The sequence below is a fragment of the Pseudooceanicola onchidii genome (genome assembly GCF_004959925.1).
Lineage (GTDB): Bacteria > Pseudomonadota > Alphaproteobacteria > Rhodobacterales > Rhodobacteraceae > Pseudooceanicola > Pseudooceanicola onchidii.
The window spans coordinates 435,674-456,908 of the sequence record NZ_SPUW01000001.1 but is presented as its reverse complement, the minus strand read 5'-3'; the positions used below and the strand labels follow the sequence as shown (position 1 = coordinate 456,908).

General features: G+C 66.9%; 23 protein-coding genes. 5 read left to right on the top strand and 18 right to left on the bottom strand.

What is annotated here, in order from left to right; translation table 11 throughout:
• Window positions 1-7: 7 nt before the first annotated feature.
• The 11 genes from pal to ruvC all read right to left on the bottom strand — a co-directional run bounded on the left by pal (window position 8) and on the right by ruvC (window position 8,828).
• Window positions 8-526 (bottom strand): peptidoglycan-associated lipoprotein Pal, encoded by a 519-nt coding sequence (gene pal, locus E4S58_RS02235; protein ID WP_136634689.1) that lies wholly within the window; start codon window positions 524-526, stop codon window positions 8-10.
• Between the two features lie 65 nt (window positions 527-591).
• Window positions 592-1,914, bottom strand: a complete 1,323-nt coding sequence (gene tolB / locus E4S58_RS02230) for a Tol-Pal system beta propeller repeat protein TolB (protein ID WP_136635794.1) — start codon at window positions 1,912-1,914, stop codon at window positions 592-594.
• A 26-nt stretch (window positions 1,915-1,940) separates the two neighbouring features.
• Window positions 1,941-3,083 carry an energy transducer TonB gene (locus E4S58_RS02225; protein WP_136634688.1) on the bottom strand — a complete coding sequence of 381 codons (1,143 nt, stop codon included), beginning with the start codon at window positions 3,081-3,083 and terminating at the stop codon, window positions 1,941-1,943.
• Window positions 3,084-3,090: 7 nt separating this feature from the next.
• Window positions 3,091-3,561: a protein TolR gene (gene tolR / locus E4S58_RS02220; protein ID WP_136634687.1), complete on the bottom strand. Its 471-nt coding sequence runs from the start codon at window positions 3,559-3,561 to the stop codon at window positions 3,091-3,093.
• 3 nt (window positions 3,562-3,564) lie between these two features.
• Window positions 3,565-4,260, bottom strand: a complete 696-nt coding sequence (gene tolQ, locus E4S58_RS02215; protein WP_136634686.1) for a protein TolQ — start codon at window positions 4,258-4,260, stop codon at window positions 3,565-3,567.
• Window positions 4,261-4,382: 122 nt separating this feature from the next.
• A complete protein-coding gene (ybgC, locus tag E4S58_RS02210; RefSeq protein WP_136634685.1) occupies window positions 4,383-4,772 on the bottom strand; it encodes a tol-pal system-associated acyl-CoA thioesterase in 390 nt (129 codons plus the stop codon).
• Between the two features lie 76 nt (window positions 4,773-4,848).
• Window positions 4,849-5,607 (bottom strand): Hint domain-containing protein, encoded by a 759-nt coding sequence (locus E4S58_RS02205; RefSeq protein ID WP_169052578.1) that lies wholly within the window; start codon window positions 5,605-5,607, stop codon window positions 4,849-4,851.
• Between the two features lie 315 nt (window positions 5,608-5,922).
• Complete coding sequence (locus E4S58_RS02200; protein WP_240789434.1) at window positions 5,923-6,582, bottom strand: hypothetical protein; 660 nt, start codon at window positions 6,580-6,582, stop codon at window positions 5,923-5,925.
• 42 nt (window positions 6,583-6,624) lie between these two features.
• A complete protein-coding gene (gene ruvB, locus E4S58_RS02195; protein WP_136634683.1) occupies window positions 6,625-7,653 on the bottom strand; it encodes a Holliday junction branch migration DNA helicase RuvB in 1,029 nt (342 codons plus the stop codon).
• A 3-nt stretch (window positions 7,654-7,656) separates the two neighbouring features.
• The gene (gene ruvA, locus E4S58_RS02190; protein ID WP_136634682.1) at window positions 7,657-8,328 is read right to left on the bottom strand and encodes a Holliday junction branch migration protein RuvA; all 672 of its coding nucleotides are present in this window, start codon (window positions 8,326-8,328) and stop codon (window positions 7,657-7,659) included.
• A complete protein-coding gene (gene ruvC / locus E4S58_RS02185) occupies window positions 8,325-8,828 on the bottom strand; it encodes a crossover junction endodeoxyribonuclease RuvC (RefSeq protein WP_136635792.1) in 504 nt (167 codons plus the stop codon). The genes ruvA and ruvC overlap by 4 nt, the downstream gene beginning before the upstream one ends.
• 326 nt (window positions 8,829-9,154) lie before the next feature.
• On the opposite strand from ruvC, the gene E4S58_RS02180 reads away from it, so the two are divergent.
• A complete protein-coding gene (locus E4S58_RS02180; RefSeq protein WP_240789433.1) occupies window positions 9,155-9,358 on the top strand; it encodes a DUF1127 domain-containing protein in 204 nt (67 codons plus the stop codon).
• 106 nt (window positions 9,359-9,464) lie between these two features.
• On the opposite strand, the gene E4S58_RS02175 is transcribed toward E4S58_RS02180, so the two are convergent.
• The 3 genes from E4S58_RS02175 to E4S58_RS02165 form a co-directional block, all read right to left on the bottom strand.
• Complete coding sequence (locus E4S58_RS02175; protein WP_136634681.1) at window positions 9,465-9,824, bottom strand: hypothetical protein; 360 nt, start codon at window positions 9,822-9,824, stop codon at window positions 9,465-9,467.
• Between the two features lie 73 nt (window positions 9,825-9,897).
• The gene (locus E4S58_RS02170) at window positions 9,898-10,770 is read right to left on the bottom strand and encodes a 50S ribosomal protein L11 methyltransferase (RefSeq protein ID WP_136634680.1); all 873 of its coding nucleotides are present in this window, start codon (window positions 10,768-10,770) and stop codon (window positions 9,898-9,900) included.
• Window positions 10,771-10,858: 88 nt separating this feature from the next.
• Entirely contained in the window at window positions 10,859-12,088 is a 1,230-nt protein-coding gene (locus E4S58_RS02165; protein ID WP_136634679.1) for an MFS transporter, read from the bottom strand.
• A gap of 105 nt (window positions 12,089-12,193) precedes the next feature.
• On the opposite strand from E4S58_RS02165, the gene E4S58_RS02160 reads away from it, so the two are divergent.
• Entirely contained in the window at window positions 12,194-13,255 is a 1,062-nt protein-coding gene (locus tag E4S58_RS02160) for a YeeE/YedE family protein (protein ID WP_136634678.1), read from the top strand.
• 197 nt (window positions 13,256-13,452) lie between these two features.
• On the opposite strand, the gene E4S58_RS02155 is transcribed toward E4S58_RS02160, so the two are convergent.
• On the bottom strand, window positions 13,453-15,648 hold the full coding sequence (locus E4S58_RS02155; RefSeq protein WP_136634677.1) for a primosomal protein N': 2,196 nt from the start codon (window positions 15,646-15,648) through the stop codon (window positions 13,453-13,455).
• A 133-nt stretch (window positions 15,649-15,781) separates the two neighbouring features.
• Here E4S58_RS02155 and fsa point away from each other — a divergent pair, with 133 nt between their 5' ends.
• The 3 genes from fsa (at window position 15,782) to E4S58_RS02140 (ending at window position 18,196) form a co-directional block, all read left to right on the top strand.
• Window positions 15,782-16,435 carry a fructose-6-phosphate aldolase gene (gene fsa / locus E4S58_RS02150; RefSeq protein ID WP_136634676.1) on the top strand — a complete coding sequence of 218 codons (654 nt, stop codon included), beginning with the start codon at window positions 15,782-15,784 and terminating at the stop codon, window positions 16,433-16,435.
• Window positions 16,436-16,559: 124 nt separating this feature from the next.
• On the top strand, window positions 16,560-17,264 hold the full coding sequence (locus tag E4S58_RS02145) for a DUF484 family protein (RefSeq protein WP_136634675.1): 705 nt from the start codon (window positions 16,560-16,562) through the stop codon (window positions 17,262-17,264).
• Entirely contained in the window at window positions 17,264-18,196 is a 933-nt protein-coding gene (locus E4S58_RS02140; RefSeq protein WP_136634674.1) for a tyrosine recombinase XerC, read from the top strand. The genes E4S58_RS02145 and E4S58_RS02140 overlap by 1 nt, the downstream gene beginning before the upstream one ends.
• A gap of 128 nt (window positions 18,197-18,324) precedes the next feature.
• On the opposite strand, the gene E4S58_RS02135 is transcribed toward E4S58_RS02140, so the two are convergent.
• The 3 genes from E4S58_RS02135 to E4S58_RS02125 all read right to left on the bottom strand — a co-directional run bounded on the left by E4S58_RS02135 (window position 18,325) and on the right by E4S58_RS02125 (window position 21,217).
• Window positions 18,325-19,032: an alpha/beta fold hydrolase gene (locus E4S58_RS02135; protein ID WP_136634673.1), complete on the bottom strand. Its 708-nt coding sequence runs from the start codon at window positions 19,030-19,032 to the stop codon at window positions 18,325-18,327.
• 69 nt (window positions 19,033-19,101) lie between these two features.
• Entirely contained in the window at window positions 19,102-19,860 is a 759-nt protein-coding gene (locus E4S58_RS02130) for an alpha/beta hydrolase (RefSeq protein ID WP_136634672.1), read from the bottom strand.
• A 46-nt stretch (window positions 19,861-19,906) separates the two neighbouring features.
• Window positions 19,907-21,217 (bottom strand): MFS transporter, encoded by a 1,311-nt coding sequence (locus E4S58_RS02125; RefSeq protein ID WP_136634671.1) that lies wholly within the window; start codon window positions 21,215-21,217, stop codon window positions 19,907-19,909.
• Between the last annotated feature and the right edge of the window lie 18 nt (window positions 21,218-21,235).

The window sequence follows — 21,235 nt, the reverse complement described above, 5'->3', positions numbered from 1 at the left end:
GGCGTCCTCAGCTCATGGCACCGGCGGCCAGAACGGTCACGGCGCGGCGGTTCTTTTCATAGCAGCTTTCGACCGAACAGATCTCGATCGGGCGTTCCTTGCCATAGCTGACGGTGCGCAGGCGCGCGGCGGACACGCCCTGGGTGATCAGGTATTCGCGCACGGCGTTGGCGCGACGGCCACCAAGCGCAAGGTTGTATTCCCGGGTGCCCTGCTCATCGGCGTGGCCTTCGATCACGGCGGTGTAGTCGGCATTGACCATCAACCACTGGGCCTGTGCGTTCAGCACGGCGCGGGAACTGTCGGACAGCGTGTGCTGGTCGACGGCAAACAGCACACGGTCGCCGACCGACTGCTGGAAATAGAGCGGCGAGGCCGGGTCGTTGGCCGAGCCGGGCACGATCGCCCCGTTGGCGCCCGCGCCGCCGCCCAGGGCGACGTCGTTGTCGAACCGCTTGGAGTTGTCGCAGGCGGCCAGGGCCAGCCCTGCGGTCAGCATCAGCGCTGCGCGTGTGATATGTTTCATCTCGTGCCTCATGTCCTAGGGTAGCCCGGTTCTATCATCTGACGGGCGTATGGAAAACGGTTGGATCAGTTCTGCAGCGGCGACCACGACGGGTCGGAGGCCGCACCTTCGGTCCGGACCTTCTTGAGGTTCCGGCCCGAGATATCGACGGAGTAGAGCGACGCCTGCCCCTGTTCGCCCTGCGTTTCGCGGGTGAACATGATGACGCGGCCATTGGGCGCCCAGGTCGGGCCTTCGTCCAGGAAGGACGCGGTCAGCAGCCGTTCCTCGGACCCGTCCAGGCGCATGACACCGATGTGGAAGCGGCCCTTGGACTGCTTGGTAAAGGCGATCAGGTCACCGCGCGGCGACCACACGGGCGTGCCATAGCGGCCCTGGCCAAAGGAAATCCGGCGCGGCTCGCCGCCGTTCACCGGCATGATGTAGAGCTGCTGAGACCCGGAGCGGTCGCTTTCGAAGACGACCTGACTGCCGTCGGGCGAAAAGCTGGGCGCGGTTTCGATCGAGGGCGCGGTGGTCAGCTGGCGCGACTGGCCCGTGTTGATGTCCATCGAGAAGATGTCGGTATTGCCGCCCTGCGACAGCGAATAGACGATGGTCTGCCCGTTCGGCGAGAACCGGGGCGCGAAGGACATGGTGCCTTCGGGCGTGGTCAGGGTACGGCGGCCGACGCTGGCGACGTCCAGAACGTAGATCTTGGGAAAGCCGGTTTCATAGCTGGTATAGAGCACCCGGTCGCCCGAAGGCGAAAAGCGCGGCGCCAGCACGATGGCCGAGCTGTCGGTCAGGTACTGGGTGTTCGCGCCGTCGTAGTCCATGATCGCCAGCCGCTTGCGCCGGTCGTTCTTGGGGCCGGTCTCAGAGACGTAGACCACGCGGCTGTCGAAATAGGCGCCTTCCCCGGTGATGCGGGAATAGACGGCATCGGCCACCTTGTGCGCCATGCGCCGCCAGCCCGCCGTGGTGCCGGAAAACTGCAGGCCATCACCCATCTCGGCCCCCGAAAAGACGTCGTAGAGCCGGAACTTGACGTTCACCCGGTCGCCCGTGACCGACACCGCACCGGTGATCAGCGCCTGTGCGTTGATCGCCTTCCAGTCGGCGTATTGCACCGGGCTGGAGAAGCTGGTGACCGATCCGATATGTGCGGTCGGCGGGATTTCCCGGAACAGGCCGGTGCCGGTCAGGTCTTCCGACACGACCCGGGTGATGTTGTTCGCCATTTCGGCCGATCCGCCGGTTTCCGGCACGAAGGCCGGGATGGCGAAGGGCAGCGGTTCGATGACCCCCTCGGTGATCTCGATCCGCAAGGGGCCGTCCTGTGCGGTGACAGGGGCGGCAAGTGTCGTGGCGGCCATGGCGGCGGCCAGAAGGCCGACCCGCGTCATGTTGAAAAGCCTGGTCAGATGTGTGGTCATTTGATCCGCATCTTCTCCGGGTTGAAGGTCATCTCAATCTCGCGCCAGTGGTCGTACTTGTCCACCGGCAGTCCAAATCCCTGTCCGCCGCAGCGGATGATTGCACGGCGCGCGGCGTCGAAGGCCTGCTGCGCCGAGGTTCCCGTTCCGCCCGAGGATGTGAGCATCCGAATGCTGTCCCCCCGGGGCGTGCCGTCTTCGTTCATCTCGACGGCCACCACGACGGTAGTGCGCAGGGCGTCGGTGGAAAGGCTGCCGGTGTTCCAGCAGGCCGACACGGCGACGCGCAGGGCGTCTTTCTCACCGCTGGTCAATGGCGGGCCGGACGGGCCGGCGGGCACGTTATCGCTGGATGCCGACGACGTGGACCCGGCCAGCGCACGGCTGAGCGCGTCATTGATCGCGTCTTTCTGTTCGGGCTTCGGCGCGGGGGTCGGTTCCGGCTTGGGCTCGGGTTTCGGCTCTGGTTTGGGCTCGACCGCGGCGGTCTGCACCGGACGCGACGGCGGACGCGGAGAGGACTTGGGCGGCCCATCCCCCTTTTCGTCGGCTTCGGTCAGGATCCGGGTCGTCGCCTCCTCGGGGGCCTTTTCCTCTTCGGCGGGCTTGACCTCGGTCGCCTCTTCCGAGGGCGCGGTCTTGGCCTGCGGCAGGCTGTCGACCTGAGCATCCGGCGACGGGCGGTCGACCGGGCGCGGCGCGACGCGCTTGATGTCGCGGGGCGCTTCGTTGGACTGTTCGGGCATGACGACCGCCACGTCCTCGGACGGGGGCGTGATCTGCGGCGTGCTGTCGGCCACCTCGGCCTGCGGGGTCGAGACGTCGGGCTGTTCGGGCGTGGTTTCGGGCGCCGGGGCCTCGGTCACCTCGGGTTGCGACTGCGCGGGCGCGCTGTCGGTCTGGGGCGTCGCGGCGGGCGGGGCGTCGGCAGGTTCGGGGGCGGGAAGTTCCGCGACCTCGGTATCGGCGCCCGGCGCCTGGTCCGTCGGCGGGGTCAGCGCCGCGAATTCCTCGGGCGAGATCAGGGCAACGTCCGTGACCGCGATCGTGTCCTCGGGGGGCAGCGAAAAGCTGCCCAGGAACGCCCAGGCGAAGAGGGCCAGATGCCCTGCCCCTGATATGATGTGCCCCGTGTTCATTTGTGGATCAGTTTCCGCCGAGCGTCGGCCCGCCGGGATCGGTCACCAGGCCGATGTTCTTGAAGCCACCCTTGTTGAGCGCCCCCATCACCTGCATGACCTGTTCATAGGGCACGGACCCGTCCGCGCGCAGGTAGATCCGGTCGCCGTCGCGTTCGGTCGCAATCGCCCGCAGCTTGGGGATCAGGTCGTCGCGCGCGGTTTCGGTCGTCTGGATCATCACCTGCCCGTCCGCGGTGACGGTGACGGTCAGCGGTTCTTCCTGTTCGGTCGGCAGCGAATTGGCGGCGGTTTCCGGCAGTTTGACCGGCACACCCACGACCATCAGCGGCGCGGCGACCATGAAGATGATGAGCAGCACCAGCATGACGTCGACAAAGGGCGTCACGTTGATTTCGGCCATGGGCTGGGCGCGGCCGCCACGACGGCGTCCCCTGCGGCCCCCGCCGCTGCCCTTTGAGATGACACCGGCGCCCATGGATCAGGCGTCCAGCTGGCGCGACAGGATGGTCGAGAACTCATCCGCGAAGGCTTCGTAACCGCCCACGATGCGGTCCACGTCGGTCGACAGCTTGTTGTAGAAGATCACGGCCGGGATCGCGGCCAGCAGGCCCAGCCCCGTGGCCAGCAGTGCCTCGGCGATGCCGGGCGCCACGACGGCGAGGTTGGTGTTCTGGCTTTCCGCGATGCCGATGAAGGCGTGCATGATGCCCCAGACCGTCCCGAACAACCCGACGAAGGGTGCCGTTGACCCGACGGTCGCCAGCACGGGCAGTCCGGCCTGAAGACCCTCGGCCTCTTTCGCGATGGCCACGTCCATCGACCGGTCGATACGCGCCTGCGCGCCTGCGATCATACCGCCATCTTCGCGGTGCGACCGACGCCATTCGGTCATGCCGGCGGCAAAGACCCGATGCGCCCGCCCCTTGGGGTCGGGGCCGATCTGTTCATAGAATTCGTCCAGCGGTTCACCCGACCAGAAGGTCCGGTCAAAGCGCGCGGCTTCAGATCGGGCCGCGCGGTAAGCGATGATTTTCTGGATGATGATGGACCAGGACCAGAAGGAGGCGCCGATCAGCATCAGCATCACCATCTTCACGGTAAAGGTCGCACGTGCGAAAAGCCCCCACATGGAGAAATCCATGTTCTGGGCGATTGTCAAAGTCTCGGTTTCCATTGCGCCTGCTCGTCAGCCATAGGATGTCGGGCCGTCTTTCGCGGCCTCGTTGGCTGGGAATATAGCGGATCGCAAGCGACAGCGCCAACACATTGGCGTGTGCGCGCGTTACAGGCGTGTCTCTAGTGCATCTGGCGGCGGATATTCGCCGGAAGCCGTGCGGGATGGCCGGTTTCATTGATCGCCACGATGGTCACATGGGCGGTGAACAGGACCTCGCCCTCGCGCAGCACGTGCTGCCGCAGGACGATCCGGGCGCCGGTGACGGCTTCGGTCGTGGTCTGTACCTCAAGCTCATCGTCGAACCGGGCCGGATGAAGGTAGTCGGCCTCGAGCCGCCGCACCGCAAAGACGGTGCCCGTTTCCTCTTTCATCTCGCGCTGATCGATGCCGAGCGTGCGGATCCATTCGCTGCGGGCCCGTTCGATGAACTTCAGGTAATTGGCGTAATAGACGATGCCCGCCAGATCCGTGTCTTCGTAATAGACGCGCAGGGTGAAGCGATGTGTCATGGCAGGCCGTCCGGAAATTCAGTCCCTTCGGCTATGCCCGCCCCCTGCCCCGGGGGCAAGGCGAAAGGTCGGCCCTTCAGCCTGTGACAAGGCGCAGCACCGGCGCTTGCAGGCCCTTGGCGTCGATCAGGGTGCAGCGCGGGTTGCGCAGATGGCGTTCGATCAGCCGCCGCGCCCGTTTTAGATCGGTGCGCAGCCGGGCGGGCGTCATCCGCGGACGCCCGTTGACGAAGGGCTCGCGGGGCAGCGCGGCGCGCAGGGCCTTCCAGTTGGTACGGCCGATCCGGGCGCGCGTGTCCTTGCCGACGAACAGGCTTTCGACGGGCAGGCCATTGGCGATGACGACGTGGTGCCCTTCCAGCAGCAGGTGGATGGCTTGTCCGTCCTGCGGACGGGCGCGGGTGATCCCCGGCTGGCCGACAAGGCTTTCGGCAGGCACCAGAACCTCGTCCTGGCCGAACATCTGCTCGGCGATCCGAGAGGTGATGCGCACCCCGTGATCGGGCGCCAGATAGAGCGTGGCCGTCGGCAGGCCCTGTCCAAGCGCGCCCTTCTCGATCCGCACGACCGTGTCGGCGCCGCCGTGCATGGCGTCGCGCGGGGCGACCCACAGAACCGCGACGTACCGTCCTTCGACCGTCCGGACCAGATCGCCGGCGCGCAGATCTTCGATGGCGCGCGCGCCCAGGGGGGTGGCGATCATGGTGCCCGGCGCGAAACACGCCTGTCGGGAAGACGGCAGACGTTCGCCGCCGGTCGCCTCGGCCTGATGCACGGCAAGAAACGTCGCGACCTGCCCGGTGACGGGCGTCTGCAAGACGTCAAAACCTGTCAAATCGTGCTTCGCCACGGGACCCGAGCCTTTTCCACGCGGGCCGTCAATCGGACAGAACCATCCTTCCCGCTGAACCTGTATACTGATGTTCAATTGGGGCAAGCAGATGAACGGATTTTGGTATCTTCATAACATTGACGCATTTGGATGACGCTTAATAGCGTCAGCCTCCGGCAAACTGCCGGCAGAAAGATGTAACAATCATAAAATTTTATCGAACCAACTATCTGATAGTTCTAGGTTATTTTTTGACGCCCCAGGACTGACGTCAACCCGCGTCAGATCAGGCAGAAAACCACCCGCCCCAATTCTGCCTTATTCGCGCGGAAGGCGAGCGAAGATCCGCAAGGCATGCGCCGGGTCGAAAGCGGCCACGGGAAGCACCGGATCATAGGCCGCGCCGACCACCACGGCCATCGCCGGATCGACCCGCGCCAGCCCGTCCGCGCCCCGCACCAGCGGAGAGCGGGCGGCGAAAGCGTGAGGCCCCCAATCGAGGATCGACTTGATCGCCAGATCCAGGCCGATCTCCTCGGCCGGGCGGCGCGCCGCCTGGCCCTGCATCCGGATGAAGACAAAGGCCGCACGGATCGCGCCCTGTTCGTCGAAGCGGAAGATGCGGTACTGGTTGGCCTCTGCCGCGATCAGCCGGGGCACCAGCGCGCCCAGTTCGGGGATCAGCTGCGACAGGCCTTCAAGCTCGACCATCTCTTCCCAGTCCTTCAGGAAGAAGACCATCAGGTTCGTGCCAAGTTCGGGGTCGGTTTCGCCCATGTGGTGCCCGGCCATCAGCACCACGGTTTCGATCGCGCCTTTCAGCGGCGGCAGGCTGGCCTCCTCGACCCCGAAGATCACGGGCACGATCGCACGGCCCCATCTGGCGAAATGAAAGCTGCCGTCTTCGCGGGTGAAGAGGCGTTCGATCTGTTCCGGTTCCAGCATGGCGGTCACGGTGGCGGCTCCGATGAGGGTCATGGTGACCTCTGCGTTGCCCCGTAGCGCCGCGAAGAGCAAGCCTTATTCGAAAAGCGTCCCCTGCCCGGCGGGTCTTGGCGGCTCAAGCCCGATGTGCCGCCAGCCCTTAGCCGCCAGCATCCTGCCACGCGGCGTGCGCTGGATCAGGACCTGCTGCAGCAGGTAGGGCTCGATCACCTCTTCCACCGCGTCGCGGCTTTCGCTGAGCGCGGCGCAGAGGGTTTCGATCCCCACGGGGCCACCCTGATAGTCTTCGCCGATCATCTTCAGATACCGCCGGTCGGCGCTGTCGAGGCCAAGGTGATCGACGCCCAGCCGTGTCAGCGAACTGTCGGCCAGATCGCGGGTGATGGTGCCGTCGCCCTCGACCACGGCGAAATCGACCACGCGGCGCAGCAGACGCCCGGCGATCCGGGGCGTGCCGCGCGCGCGCCGGGCGATTTCACGCGCGCCGTCGCTGTCGGCGGGCGCGCCCATCTTGCGGGCGTTGCGGGTGACGATCTCGTGCAGCTCGTCCTCGGTGTAGAACTGCAGGCGGGTCGGGATGCCAAAGCGGTCGCGTAGCGGCGTGGTGAGCAGGCCAAGGCGCGTGGTCGCCCCGACCAGCGTGAAGGGCTGAAGCTCGATCCGGACCGTACGCGCCGCCGGCCCTTCGCCGATCACCAGATCCAGTTCGAAATCCTCGAGCGCGGGATAGAGCACCTCTTCCACTGCGGGGTTGAGGCGGTGGATCTCGTCGATGAATAGCACATCGCGCGCCTCGAGGTTCGTCAGGATCGCGGCCAGATCGCCCGCCTTGGCCAGAACGGGGCCAGAGGTCATGCGGAAGTTCACGCCCAGCTCGCGCGCCATGATCTGCGCCAGCGTCGTCTTGCCCAGTCCGGGCGGGCCATGGAACAGCGTGTGGTCCATCGCCTCGCCACGCTGTCGGGCGGATTGGATGAAGACGCGCAGGTTCGCCCGCGCCTCTTTCTGGCCGATGAAGTCATCCAGCGTCTGCGGTCGCAGCGCGCGGGTATCATCGGCATCCTCGGGCAGCGGGTCGGGGCGGAGGGTCGGATCGGATGACATCGCTTACCCCTTCGGCGCCAGCTTTTTCAGCGCGGCGCGGATCAGCGTGGGGGTGTCGGCGTCTGTGATCTCTCCGGCGGCCTCGGCGACGGCGGCGGCGGCTTCGGAGGGGGCGTAGCCGAGGTTGCCGAGGGCCGAGAGCGCCTCGGCCTGGGCAGAGGCCGAGGGGGCTGCGGCGGGCGCGGGCCGGGACTTGCGGCTGGGGGTGTCGGCTTCGATCACCTCGTCATCGGCGGTGGTCGCGGCGGGGGCTGTGCCGCCCATGGCCATGACGGCGGGGGCCTTGTCCTTCAGCTCAAGCACAATGCGCTGCGCCGTCTTGGGGCCGATCCCCTTGGCGGCCTTGACGCTGGCCTGATCGCCAAGGGCAATCGCGCGCGACAGACCGTCCGCGCCGAGTGCGCCAAGGATCGCCAGCGCGCCCTTGGCCCCGACCCCCTGAACGGAGGTCAGCAGGCGGAACCACTCTTTCTCGACCAGCGTCGGGAAGCCGTAAAGCTGCAGCAGGTCCTCCCGCACCAGCAGTTCGGTATAGAGCGCGGCTGCCTCTCCGGTCCCCGGCAGGGCCATCATCGTGCGGTCCGAGACAAAGACGACATAGCCCACCCCGCGCACGTCGATCAGCACGTGATCGGTGCCGCGCATGTCGATGCGGCCTGCGATCCGCCCGATCATGCGCGCACCTTGGCGGCGCGGGCCAGCGCGTTCGCGGATCCCATGTGGTGGGCGTGGCACAGCGCGATGGCCAGCGCATCGGCGGCATCGGGGCCGGCGAAGTCGACGCCGGGCAGTTGAAGACGGACCATGTGCTGCACCTGTTCCTTGGCTGCATGGCCGACTCCGACCACGGATTTCTTGATGGTATTGGGCGCATATTCCCCGACCGCCAGCCCGAACTGCGCAGGCACCAGCACGGCGATCCCCCGCGCCTGCCCCAGCTTCAGCGTCGCGGCGCCGCTTGAGTTGACGAAGACCTGTTCGACCGCCGCCGCGTCCGGCGCGTGTTCGGCCAGCACCGCCGTCAGGGCCACGTGCAGTGCCAGCAGCCGTTCGGCCATGCCGTCGCCGGTGCCGTGACACTGGCCGTTTGCGACATGGCTGATTCGGCTGCCCGCCACGGAAATGATGCCCCACCCAAGCGTGCGGAGCCCCGGATCGATGCCGATGACCTTCAAACTGCCCATTCCCGTGCCTGCGGTGTTGTCCTTTTGGCCACAAATAGCACGAAACAGGAACATCCGCCAAGTGCGCGTGCGTCACAAACCGACGTCGGAAAACGACACCCGATACTCCACGCCCGACACGAGGGTCGCAAACAGACCTCGCGATGCCGCAAATCTGCTTCCGGATGACCCCGATTATTTACCTTGTTTCAACACTTTAGGCCGCTTTCTGGCTATGCATTTCCAGCATGGGTGTGTTGCAAAAACTATGCTTCCGTGGGCCCGCCTGCCCGATTATTGGGCGCTTTGAAAACTCACTTCAGCACAGGAGCATCCCCATGCCCGTCTACTCGATGACCACCAATACCCAGAGCGGCTTTGCCGTTGCCTTCGGCCAGTTTGGCCGTCTTGTCTCCAACGTCCATCTCGCCGTGCGCGACTGGAACGACCGTCGCATCACCCGCAAGCTGCTGGGTGGCCTGTCCGACCGTGAACTGGCCGACATCGGCCTGCTGCGGTCCGAGATCGACAGCCTCTCCTGACCTTATCAGCTCGTGCTGATGCTCAAGGCCGCGCCCGAGGGGAGCGCGGCCTTTTTCATGTCCGAATGGTGGGGATGGTGGGCAGCATCGCGCGGATGCAGCCGCGTCAGCCCAGAAGGAAGTGCAAAACTTCGTAGATCCAGAGCGTGACCGGATCGACCTGCATCAGGTAGGCCCCGACGCGGTCCATGGTGTCACCCTGCGCCATCCCGGCGACCTTGGCGGTGTAGACCCCAAAGCCGAGACGATACAGCAGGAAGCCTTTGAAGCAGAGCACCACGACGGCCATGATCATCATCGCGCGCAGCGGGATCATGCGGCCGATCTGACGGCGCCGCGCGCCGGTCGGGATCAGCTTCATCAACCCGGTGTCATCCACGCTGAGCCGGTGGCCTTCATCCAGAGCCGCTTTCTTTTCCTCCAGCTGCTCGAGCCGTCGGTCGAAATGTGCGAATCCGTCCTTCATCTCCGTTGTCTCCTCGGAAGTCGTCGGAGACAGGATTAGCGGGGGATTGAGGCGCGAATTTGACTAAACGTCGTCAGATCGGCTTTTTGAGCACGAGGGTGGACCAATCGCCGATCTGCTCGGCCTCGACCTGGGCCAGGCCCTGAGCGACATAGGCGGCGGTGACGGCCTCGGCCTGTTCGTTCAGCAGGCCCGACAGGATGACATGCCCGCCCGGCGCCAGGTGGCTGGTGACGTCAGGCGCCAGGTCGATCAGCGGCCCCTTGAGGATATTGGCGAAGATCAGGTCATAGGGCGCGCCTGCGTGGATCGCCTCGTGATCGAACCCCGTGGCTTCCAGGCAGGTGACGCGACCGGCCATGCCGTTGGCGGCCAGGTTGGCTTCGGCGACCTCGACCGCGACCGGGTCGATGTCGCTGGCAACCGGCACTCCGGGCCAGATCCGGGCGGCGGCCATGGCCAGAACGGCGGTGCCGCAGCCGATGTCGGCCACCTTTTCCGCCACCACGCCCTGCGTCGCCAGCCGGTCCAGCGCACGCAGGCAGCCCTGGGTGGTGCCGTGGTGACCGGTGCCGAAGGCCATGGCGGCCTCGATCAGCAGCGGCTCGACGTCTGCGGGCACGCTGTCGGCATCATGGCTGCCATAGAGATAGAAGCGCCCGGCCCGGATCGGGGCCAGCTCGCGCTTCACCTTGGCGACCCAGTCGACGTCCGGAAGTTCGGACACGGCAAAGGGTCTGGCTTCATGCAGGGTTGCCAACAGGGCCAGCCCGGCCTCGTCCGGGGCTTCGGTGAAATAGCCCCCCACTTCCCAAAGCCCGCTGTCGTCCTCGATCTCGAAAACGCCGACGCCATAGGGTTCGGGGGTCAGGGCCTCCATCGCCTCGCCAAGGGCTTCGGCCTTGGCCTTGCCGGGAAGGGTGGTGAGCGCGGTGTAGGTCGGCATGATCGGCGTCCTTGAAGGGCGTTGCGGGTCGCGAGCGGCCTAAGCGCCGGCCTGCCCCGCGTCAAGTCTGGCGCGAGGCAGGACTGGCTTACTGCGCCGGGGTCAGCGCCTCGGCGAAGACGGTTTCATGGCCGGGTTCCGGATGGCGCGGGATCAGCAGCGCCAGGCAGAAGGAGGTCGCCGCCATCCCCGCCGCCAGGAAGAACACAGCCCCCGGAGAGATCAGCCAGAGGTATCCAAGCCCCGCCGGCAGGAAGACCGCCGCGATGTGGTTGATGGTAAAGGCCACGGCCGCAGTGGGGGCGATATCGCCCGGATCCGCAATCTTCTGGAAGTAGGTCTTCAGCGCCAGCGCCAGCCCGAACAGCAGGTTGTCGATCACGTAAAGCGCCGAGGCCAGCAGGACCCCCCAGCCAAAATAGTAGATCCCGCCATAAAGCGTAAAGACCGTGACCAGCCCGACGTATTCGAACCGCAGCACCTTGGCCTCGCCGAAATGCCCCACGGCGCGCCCCATCATCGGCGCGATGATCATGTTGGCGACAAGGTTCAGCAGGAACAGGCCCGTGACCTCGTGCACGTCAAAGCCGAAGCGTTCGACCATCATGAAGCCCGCGAAGACCACGAAGATCTGACGCCGCGCCCCGGCCATGAACTGCAGCAGGTAATACAGCCAGTAGCGGCGGCGCAGGATGAACTTCTTGACCTGTGGATTGGGGGCCTCGAACTGAGGATAGGCCACCATGGCAAACACCGCGATGACGGCCGTGATCCCGCCCGAGATCAGGTAGACGATGTTGTAGGTCAGGCTCAGCGGTTCCCACAGCAGCATGATCAACCCATATGAACACAGCGTCGCCGCCGATCCCGTCGCCAGCAGCTTGCCCAGCACGCGCGGCGCTTCCTCGCGGCTCAGCCATTGCAACTGCAGCGACTGGTTGACGGTCTCGTAATAGTGGAACCCGATCGACGACAGCAGCGTGATCGTCAGGATCCCGCCGAGTGACGGAAACCAGGCCGTCACGGCGGTCGCCACGCCCAGCATCGCAAGGGACACAAGGCCCAGAACCTGTTCGCGGACAAAGATGATCAGGGCGATGACGCCGATGGCGAAAAAGCCCGGGATCTCGCGCACGGTGTGCAGCCAGCCGATGTCGGAGCCGTTGAACTGCGCCACCTCGATCACGAAGTTGTTCAGCAGCGCAGACCAGGTCGCAAAGGCGATCGGCATGGCGGCGGCCATGAGGAACAGCAGGGTCCGGGGGTGACGCCAGCGGGGCAGATGCGCCACCTCGTCCAATTTAACTGTCTGAGTCATGCATTTCCTGTACGCCCAATTTCCCACCTTGGCGAGAGGGGCTGATCTGAATCAATGACATCCGAATGTGATGATGGGATTGCAGGGCAAACGACGGAGCCTGCCATGGACCTCATCCCCCTACTCGACCGGATCGGCGAAGCCCCGACCGCCGCCCTGCTGGGCCTGATCACGGGTGTCACCTTTGGCGTTGCGGCGCAGCGGTCCCGGTTCTGCCTGCGGGCGGCCACGGTGGAATTCGCGCGGGGGCAGCTGGGCGACAGGCTGGCGGTCTGGTTGCTCACCTTCTCGACCGCCGTGGTCTGGGTGCAGGCGGCGCAGCTTGCGGGCCTGATGCAGTCGGGCGAAGCGCGGATGATGGCCGTCACCGGAAGCTGGTCCGGCGCGGTGATCGGCGGGCTTCTTTTCGGCATCGGCATGGTGCTGGCACGCGGCTGTTCGGGGCGGCTGCTGGTGCTTGCGGCAACGGGCAACCTGCGGTCGGTCGTCTCGGGCCTGATCTTCGCGGTGGTGGCGCAGATGTCGCTGGCAGGGGCGCTGGCACCGCTGCGCGACCGGCTCGCCGCGCTATGGGTCACGCCGGGCGGGCGCAACGTGAACCTGCTGTCGGCGCTGCATCTGCCCGCGTGGTCCGGGCTGGCGATCGGCCTCGGGGTCGCCGCCCTGGCGCTTGTGCTGGCGCGCCGCAACCGGATCGGCGCCGGGCGCCTGGTCTTCGGCGCCGGCGTCGGGTTCTCGGTGGCGCTTGGCTGGGTGCTCACCTTCGCGCTTTCCCGTGTCGCCTTCGACCCGGTGCAGATCGAAAGCGCCACCTTCACGGGACCCTCGGCCAATACGCTGATGTTCTTCCTCGACCGCCACGCGGTGCTGGAGTTCGACGTGGGCCTCGTGCCCGGCGTCGTCCTCGGCGCCTTCGCCGCGTCGATCCTGACCGGGGAATTCCAGTTTCAGGGCTTCGACGGCCCCGCCCCGATGCGCCGCGCGATGATCGGCGCGGCGCTGATGGGGTTCGGCGGCATGCTGGCCGGCGGCTGTGCGATCGGCGCCGGTGTCACCGGCGGGTCGATCTTCGTCGGCACCGCCTGGCTTGCGCTTTTTGCGATGTGGATCGGGGCCATGGCGACGGATGTGCTGGTCGACCAGCGGGGAACCATAGCCACGGCCTGATGCCAAGTGCAACAAAGGGCCAGCGCCCGTCCGCCGGGTGGGCGTATACCCTGTGCGGTCATCAACTTATCTCGTCGTGGCAGCCACTAGTTCAATCGTCGCGCCCACGGCGACGCAGCGCCCGCCCGAGGGGGCGGACGGGCGCTGGCCCGGCGGCACTGCGTGCCTTGTTCCGGGCCATCGGCAAAGTACACGTCTCAGAAAAAGCTCTGCGGGTCGATGTCCAAGGCCACGCGCAGATCCTTGTGGGGCCGCAGCTGCCCGACCCATTGCGCCATCGCCGCCTGCAGCGCCACGCCCTTGTCGGCCTTCACCAACAGGCGGACGCGGTGCCGCCCCCGGATCCGCGCAATGGGGGCGGGCGCGGGGCCAAAGACCTGCGCGCCGATGGCGGTCAGCGGTCCCGGACGCCGCGCCAGGTCCTGGCCTGCGCCAAAGGCCAGCTGTGCCTCGGGCGCCGACAGGATCACCGCCGCCAGCCGACCGTAGGGCGGCATCCCGGCGGCGCGGCGGGCATCGGCCTCGGCGCGCCAGAAATCTTCCTCGTCGCCGGTCAGGATGGCGCGGATCACCGGGTGGTCGGGCTGATGCGATTGCAGCAGCGCCTCGCCCGGAGCCTCGGCCCGCCCGGCGCGACCCGCCACCTGCCGCATCAGCTGAAAGGTGCGTTCGGCGGCGCGCAGGTCGGAACCCTGCAGCCCGAGATCCGCGTCGATCACGCCCACCAGCGTCAGGCGCGGAAAGTTGTGCCCCTTGGCCACCAGTTGTGTGCCGATGACGATATCGACATCCCCGTCGGCGATCTGGGCAATCGCCTCCTTCAGCGCGCGGGCCGAGGAAAATAGATCCGAGGACAGCACCGCCGTCTTGGCGTCAGGAAAGACCGCAGCGACCTCTTCGGCCAGCCGTTCGACCCCGGGCCCGATCGGGGCCAGCTTGCCTTCGACGTGACACGACGGGCATTCGGTTGGCATCGGCTTTGTCTCGCCGCACTGGTGGCAGACCAGCCGTTTCAGGAACCGGTGTTCGACCATCCGCGCGTCACAGTGGTCACAGGCGATCTGTTCGCCGCAGGCCCGGCACAGCGTCACCGGCGCATAGCCGCGACGGTTGAGGAACAGCAGCGACTGTTCGCCCCGCTCCATCCGCTGCATGACCGCCGTGACCAGCGCGGGCGAAATCCAGCGCCCCGGGTCGACCTTCTGCGCCCGCATGTCGATCGACCGCATGTCCGGCAGCACCGATTCCCCGAACCGGCTGGTCAGGTCGAGCCGGTCATATTTCCCCGCATCCGCGTTGGCCCAGGTCTCAAGTGATGGCGTGGCCGAGGCCAGGACCACCCGTGCCCCCGCCAGAGAGGCGCGCAGCACCGCCATGTCGCGGGCGTTGTAGATGACCCCGTCATCCTGCTTGTACGAGGTGTCGTGCTCCTCATCCACGACGATCAGCCCGAGGTCGCGGTAGGGCAGGAACAGCGCCGACCGTGCGCCCACCACCAGCTCGGCCTCGCCCTGTCCGATCATCTTCCAGGCGCGGCGACGTTCGGTCATGGTGACGCCCGAATGCCATTCGACGGGCTTGGCGCCAAAGCGTTGTTCGACCCGGACAAGGAATTGTTCGGACAGGGCAATTTCCGGCAGCATGACCAGCGCCTGACGTCCGGCGGCCAGGCAGGCGGCCACGGCCTCGAGGTAAACCTCGGTCTTGCCCGACCCGGTGACGCCGCGCAGCAGGGTGGTGCCATAGCCGCCCTTGGCGAACCCGTCGGACAGGCGCGCCGCCGCCGCCGCCTGATCGTCGGTCAGTGGCTTGCCGTGGCGGGCGGTGTCCATGCGTGGATAGGGCAGATCGCGAGGGGTTTCCTCTTCGCGCACCGCGCCTTGGGTCACCAGCCCCTTGACCACGCCGGTCGACACACCGGCCATCTCGGCCAGTTCCTTGAGCGTGAAGGACAGCCCGCCATAATCGCGCAGCACGTCCAGAACGCGGGTGCGGGCATCGGTCATCCGGTCGGGTTCGACCCCGCCCAGGCGATAGACCTTCTGCATCGAGGGTGGGTTCGACAAGCCCGGCGCGCGGGTCGCCAGCCGCAGCATCGCGGACATCGGCGTCAGGGTGTAATCCCCTGCCCGGACAAGGAATTCGCGCATCTCGTCGCGCATCGGCGCGGCGTCCAGCACCTTGGTAACGGGCCGCACCTTGTTGTAGTCGAAATCACCCTTGCCCGGCCCCCAGACCACGCCCAGCACCTGCCGGGGCCCAAGCGGCACCTGCACGTAGGCCCCCAGGAACACGCCGCCCTCGGGCGCCTTGTAATCCAGGAACCGGTCCAGCGGCTGGGCGGTCAGGACCGACACCAGCTCTCCGGCGGCGAAATGGGACCGATCGTCCAAGGGCTCTCCTTGCGGTTAGCGCAAACGTAAATGGCGATCCGGGGTTTCGGACCTCTCCCCTATCGGGTAAATCGCGGGCGACGTCTTTCCAACCCCCGGCGTGCATCTGCCGGGCCTGCCCCGGAGACCTGACATGAAATTCTTCGTCGATACCGCCGATGTCCCCGCCATTGCCGAGCTGAACGAGCTGGGCATGGTCGACGGCGTGACCACCAACCCCTCGCTCATCAAGAAGTCCGGCCGCGACATCCTGGAAGTGACCAAGGAGATCTGCGATCTGGTCGACGGCCCCGTGTCCGCCGAGGTCACCGCGACCGATGCCGAGACGATGATCGCCGAGGGCCGCAAGCTCGCCAAGATCGCCGACAACATCGCCGTGAAAGTGCCGCTGACCTGGGACGGCCTGAAGGCCTGCAAGGTGCTGTCGGGCGAAGGCAACATGGTCAACGTGACGCTGTGCTTCTCGGCCAACCAGGCGCTGCTGGCAGCCAAGGCGGGCGCGACGTTCATTTCCCCGTTCATCGGGCGTCTGGACGACATCAACCTCGATGGCCTCGACCTGATCGCGGACATTCGCACGATCTATGACAATTATGGCTACGACACCGAAATCCTCGCGGCCTCGATCCGTACGGTGAACCACGTGACCGAATGCGCCAAGATCGGCGCCGACGTGATGACCGCGCCGCCGGCCGTGATCAAGGCGATGGCGAACCACGTGCTCACCGACAAGGGGCTCGATGCCTTCCTGGCGGATATCAAGGCGGCCAATATCTCGATCCTCTGAGGGTTGTCGCATTCGGGGCTCACCCCGGAAAAAAGCAAGAAAATGACACGAAAAGGCCGGCGCGATGCCCGGCCTTTTCTGGTATCCACAGGCAAAAGACAAAAAGAAGCAGGCCCGAAAGACCATGACCAACCCCACGATTGATGCGTCCCTTCGCGAACGAATCCTCGCGGAGCCGGACACCATTCTTGAAGACCACGATCTGATGACCGCGCTGATCGCCGCCAACGACCGGGCCACCGGATCGAACGTGGTGGACCTGCGCGGCGTCGCGATGGAACGGCTGGAGGCCCGGCTGGAACGGCTGGAAGACACGCACCGCTCGGTCATCGCCGCCGCCTATGAAAACCTTGCCGGGACGAACCAGGTGCACCGCGCCGTGCTGAGCCTTCTGGACCCGCTGGATTTCGAATCCTTCCTGCGCGACCTCGAAGGCGAAGTGGCCGAGACGCTTGGCGTCGATCACATGCATTTGGTGCTGGAAACCGTGCAGACCGAAGACGACCCGACCATCGGCAAGGTGGGCGCGGTGCTGCGCGTCGTGCCGCCGGGGTTCTGCGACCAGTATGCCGACGGCGGGCGCGGTGCGCCGCCACGCCAGGTGAACCTGCGTCAGGTGCAGGGCGGCCATCAGTCGATCTACGGCGACGCCTACGAATGGGTCCGCAGCGAGGCCTGCCTGAGGCTCAACTTCGGGCCCGGGCGCCTGCCGGGGATGCTGGTGATGGGCGCCGAGGATCCGCACCAGTTCACGCCGCAACACGGCACGGACCTGCTGGGGTTCTTCGCAGGCGTCTTCGAACGCACCATGCGGCGCTGGCTGAACTGATGAGCCTGATGATCTCCGACGCTGCGCGCGACGCCCTGGCCGACTGGCTGTCGGGGATGCGGTCGCTGCGCGGCGCGTCGGAGGCCACGGTCGGATCCTATCGCCGCGATCTTGTCGACTACCTGTCGTTCATGACTGAACACATGGGCGGACCCCAGGGCCTGGTGGCGCTGGCGGGCGTCCGGACCTCGGACATGCGGGCCTGGATGGCACGCGAACGGTCGCAGGGTCTGGGCGCGCGGTCGCTGGCGCGCAAGCTGTCGGCGGTCAAGACCTTCCACCGCTGGCTGGCGCAGCGTGAAGCGGTCGATGTTACCCCCGTCCTGTCCGCGCGGGCGCCGAAGTTTCAGAAATCGCTGCCCCGCCCCCTGCCCGAAGACGCCGCCCGCGCCATGATCGACACGGTCGGCAGCTGGGACGCCCGGCCTTGGGTCGCGGCACGGGATGCGGCCGTGGTGACCCTGCTTTACGGCTGCGGGCTGCGGATCTCAGAGGCGCTGTCGCTGACGACCCAGGCGCTGCCCCTTGGCGATACGCTGCGGATCACCGGCAAGGGCGGGAAAGAACGTATCGTGCCGGTCATCGCCCCCGCCCGGCGCGCGGTCGAGGCCTATCTCGACATCCTGCCGCATATCCTGGAACCCGGCATGCCCATCTTCCGGGCGGTGCGGGGCGGCGCGCTGTCGCCGCGCACGGTGCAGAAGGTGGTGGCGCAGGCCCGCATGGCGCTTGGCCTGCCGTCCTCGGCCACGCCCCATGCCATGCGCCATTCCTTTGCCACCCACCTGCTGAGCGCGGGGGGCGACCTGCGGTCGATCCAGGACCTGCTGGGCCATGCATCGCTGTCGACGACCCAGGTCTACACGGCTGTGGACACGGCGCGGCTGATGGAGGTCTACGACAAGGCCCACCCGAGGGCGGCGAAGGGATAACACCGGCGCCGTAAAGCCTTGGCGGACCCGGCACCAGAGTGGGTCGGGTCTTTGGCACACTGTCCGGCACTCTTCCCCGGCCCGCAACAGGGTGTGTAGCACCGCCGGACCAGCGCCCGTCCGACCGCTCAGGCTGCCTTCGGCGTCGCCTCCAGCCAGTCGTGCAGCACCGCAGCCACGCCGCCCGGATCTTCAAGCGTGGGCAGATGGCCCGCGGTCGGAAGGCAGGTGAACGTCGCCCAGGGTGCCAGTTCGGCCATGAAAGCCTGGCGTTTGGGGGTCACGATCGTGTCGTGCTGGCCGGCGATGATCTGGACCGGGCATTGCGCGCGATAGAGCGTCGACTGGTGGTCGCGGCGGCGTTGCTGGGCGCGGGTCTGGATCTGGAAGCCCGCCAGCCCCTGGCCCTCGGCCATGTCGGCGTAGGTGTCGGCCACATGGGCCCGTCCGACTCCGGGGGCCAGCGCATCCGGCGGCAGGGTGGCGCGCACGGCCTCGGCGAAGCGACCGGCGCGGGCCTGCACCAGCAAGGGTTCCCGGTCGGCCGACACATTCGGCGCATCGGGAAAGACATCGGTGGCAATCAGGCACAGACGTTTGACACGTTCCGGCGATTTCCGCAGGATTTCCAGCGCGACGGTGCCGCCAAGCGACGCGCCGACCAGCGCGAACCGAGGTGGCAGGTTGGGCAGCAGGTTCGAGGCCATCTCCTCGCACCGTTCGCCCAACAGGGGCGCCTGGATGACGATGTGGCGCGCCGACAGATCATAGGCCTGGGCCAGATACATGCGCTGATCGCACAGGTATCCCGGTAGGAATACGATCGGAACTGTCATCTGTGGGCCTGCCCCGCCTCTTTTCCAGAATCGTCTCACATCTGGCGGACAGGTCAACCCCTGCGGGTGCTATCCGGCGACGATTGCAGCGGAAACCTGCGCAACCATGTCCTCGATCAGCCGCAGTTCGGCCGGTTCGGAAAACCGGTGATCCGAGCCCTTGACCAGCGTCAGGCGGATGTCGGGGCCTTGCGCGCGGTCCATCAGCCGGTAGGCGACGGACAGGTCGACGGCGGTGTCCGCGGTGCCGATCAGGAACCGCGTCGGGAAGGGCAGCTCAATCGGGCCGCGCAGCACAAGGTGGCGGCGCCCGTCCTCGATCAGGCGCTTGGTGATGATGTAGGGGTCGCCATAGTCCGACGGCAGCGACACCTGTTCGACCATTTCAAGCGCGGCACGCTGTGCATCGTCGAACCCGGCCCACATGCTGTCTTCAGTGAAGTCCGGCGCGGCGGCGATGGTGACCAGCCCCGCGACGTGATCGGGGATCGCCTTGGTCATGAGAAGGGAAATCCAGCCGCCCATGGACGACCCGACAAGGATCTGCGGCCCCTCGGTCAGCTGGGTGATGGCGGCACGGGCGTCTTCGGCCCAGTCGCCGATGCACCCCGCGATGAATTCACCGTCGCTTTCCCCGTGACCGGAATAGTCGAACCGCAGAAAGGCCCGGCCCTCACGTCTGGCCCAGTCTTCCAGCGCGATGGCCTTGTTGCCCTGCATGTCGGATTTGAACCCGCCGAGGAAAACCACCCCCGGCCCCGCGCCTTCGGTGCGGCGATAGGCGATGCGGCGGCCCTGTGGCGTGGTCAGGAAATCAGGGTCGGTCATGGCGGCTCTCCGATGGCGTCGGGCAAATGTGTGCCATGTCAGCGCGCTACGCGCAATCGCGGCCCTCGACCTCGCGCAGGGTCATGGCCAGCGCGCCGCCCCCCGCCGCCATCAGGGCAAAGCCCCCCACGGCCCAGGCCGCGCCGATGGCCCCCAGCCCGCCGCCAAAAGCGCCGGTGGCCAGCAGGATCAGCCCGATGGTCAGGTTGGCGACGGCGGCATAGGTCGCACGGTCATCCTCGGGCGACATGTCGACCAGGTAGGTCGACCGCCCCTGCCGCACGCCGTGATAGGCCAGCATCAGCACGAACAGCACCGCAGGCCCGGCCCAGGCCGCCGTAGCCAGCCCCAAGGCGGCCAGCCCCAGCATCGCCGCCAGGGCCACGGCGGCCACCCCGCCCGACAGCGCCAGCACGCTGCGCGACGACCGATCCGACAGCCGCCCCCAGACGAAGGAACTGACAAAGGACGCCCCGGCCGAGGCCAGCACAAGCGCGCCCAGCCGACCCAGCAGGTTGTCCGACCCTTCGCCGGTCATCACGACGATCCAGGGCGGTGCCAGCGCCGTCGACACCAGCAGCCCGCGCACAAGAATGAACCGGCGCAGATCCGCATCCTGCCGCAAGACCGACAGCACCGGCGGCAGGCCCGCGTCGGGGTCCGGTTCGACCTCGGGTTCCTCCATGGTCGAGAAGAGCGCCGCCGCCGACAGCCAGAAGACCCCGGCCAGCGCGATGGCGACCAGCACCGGCCCCTTGTCCTGCAAAAGCCCCGAGACCAGCAAGAGCGCGAAGATCACCACGCCGATCGAGGCCACGGATCCGGCCAGACCGGTCACCGCACCGCGCCGACGCTTTTCGATCGTCCGGCCCAGCACGTCCTTGGTCGACACAGAACAGGCCGCACGGGACACCGCCAGAAGGGCCAGCAGGGCACAGATAACGACGCCCGCAACCGTGCCTTCCAGCATCAGCCCCGCCACGGCAATACCAAGCGCCGACAGGCCCTGCCCCGCCGCGCCGGCCGACCAGATCCACTTGCGGTGACGCATCCGCTGCACCAGCCCGGCGTAGAAGACCTGCGGCAGCAGCGCCCCGGCCTCGCGGATCGGGACCAGTGCTGCGGCCAGCGCGGCGGGGGCGCCAAGTGCGGTCATCAGCCAGCTGAGCACCAGCTTGGGGTCGATCAGCCCGTCCGAGACCTTCGAGAGGCTGAGGCTACCGATGAAGCGCAGGCCGTTCCGGCTTTCCTGCCCGTCCGGCCTGTCATCACCGTCGGCCCCGGCAATGCGGGTGAACAGGTCGGTCTCGGCCCGGGTGTCGGGAGTGGTGTCGGCGGACAGGTCGGTCTGGGTCATCGGGCTTGCCTTCGCGGC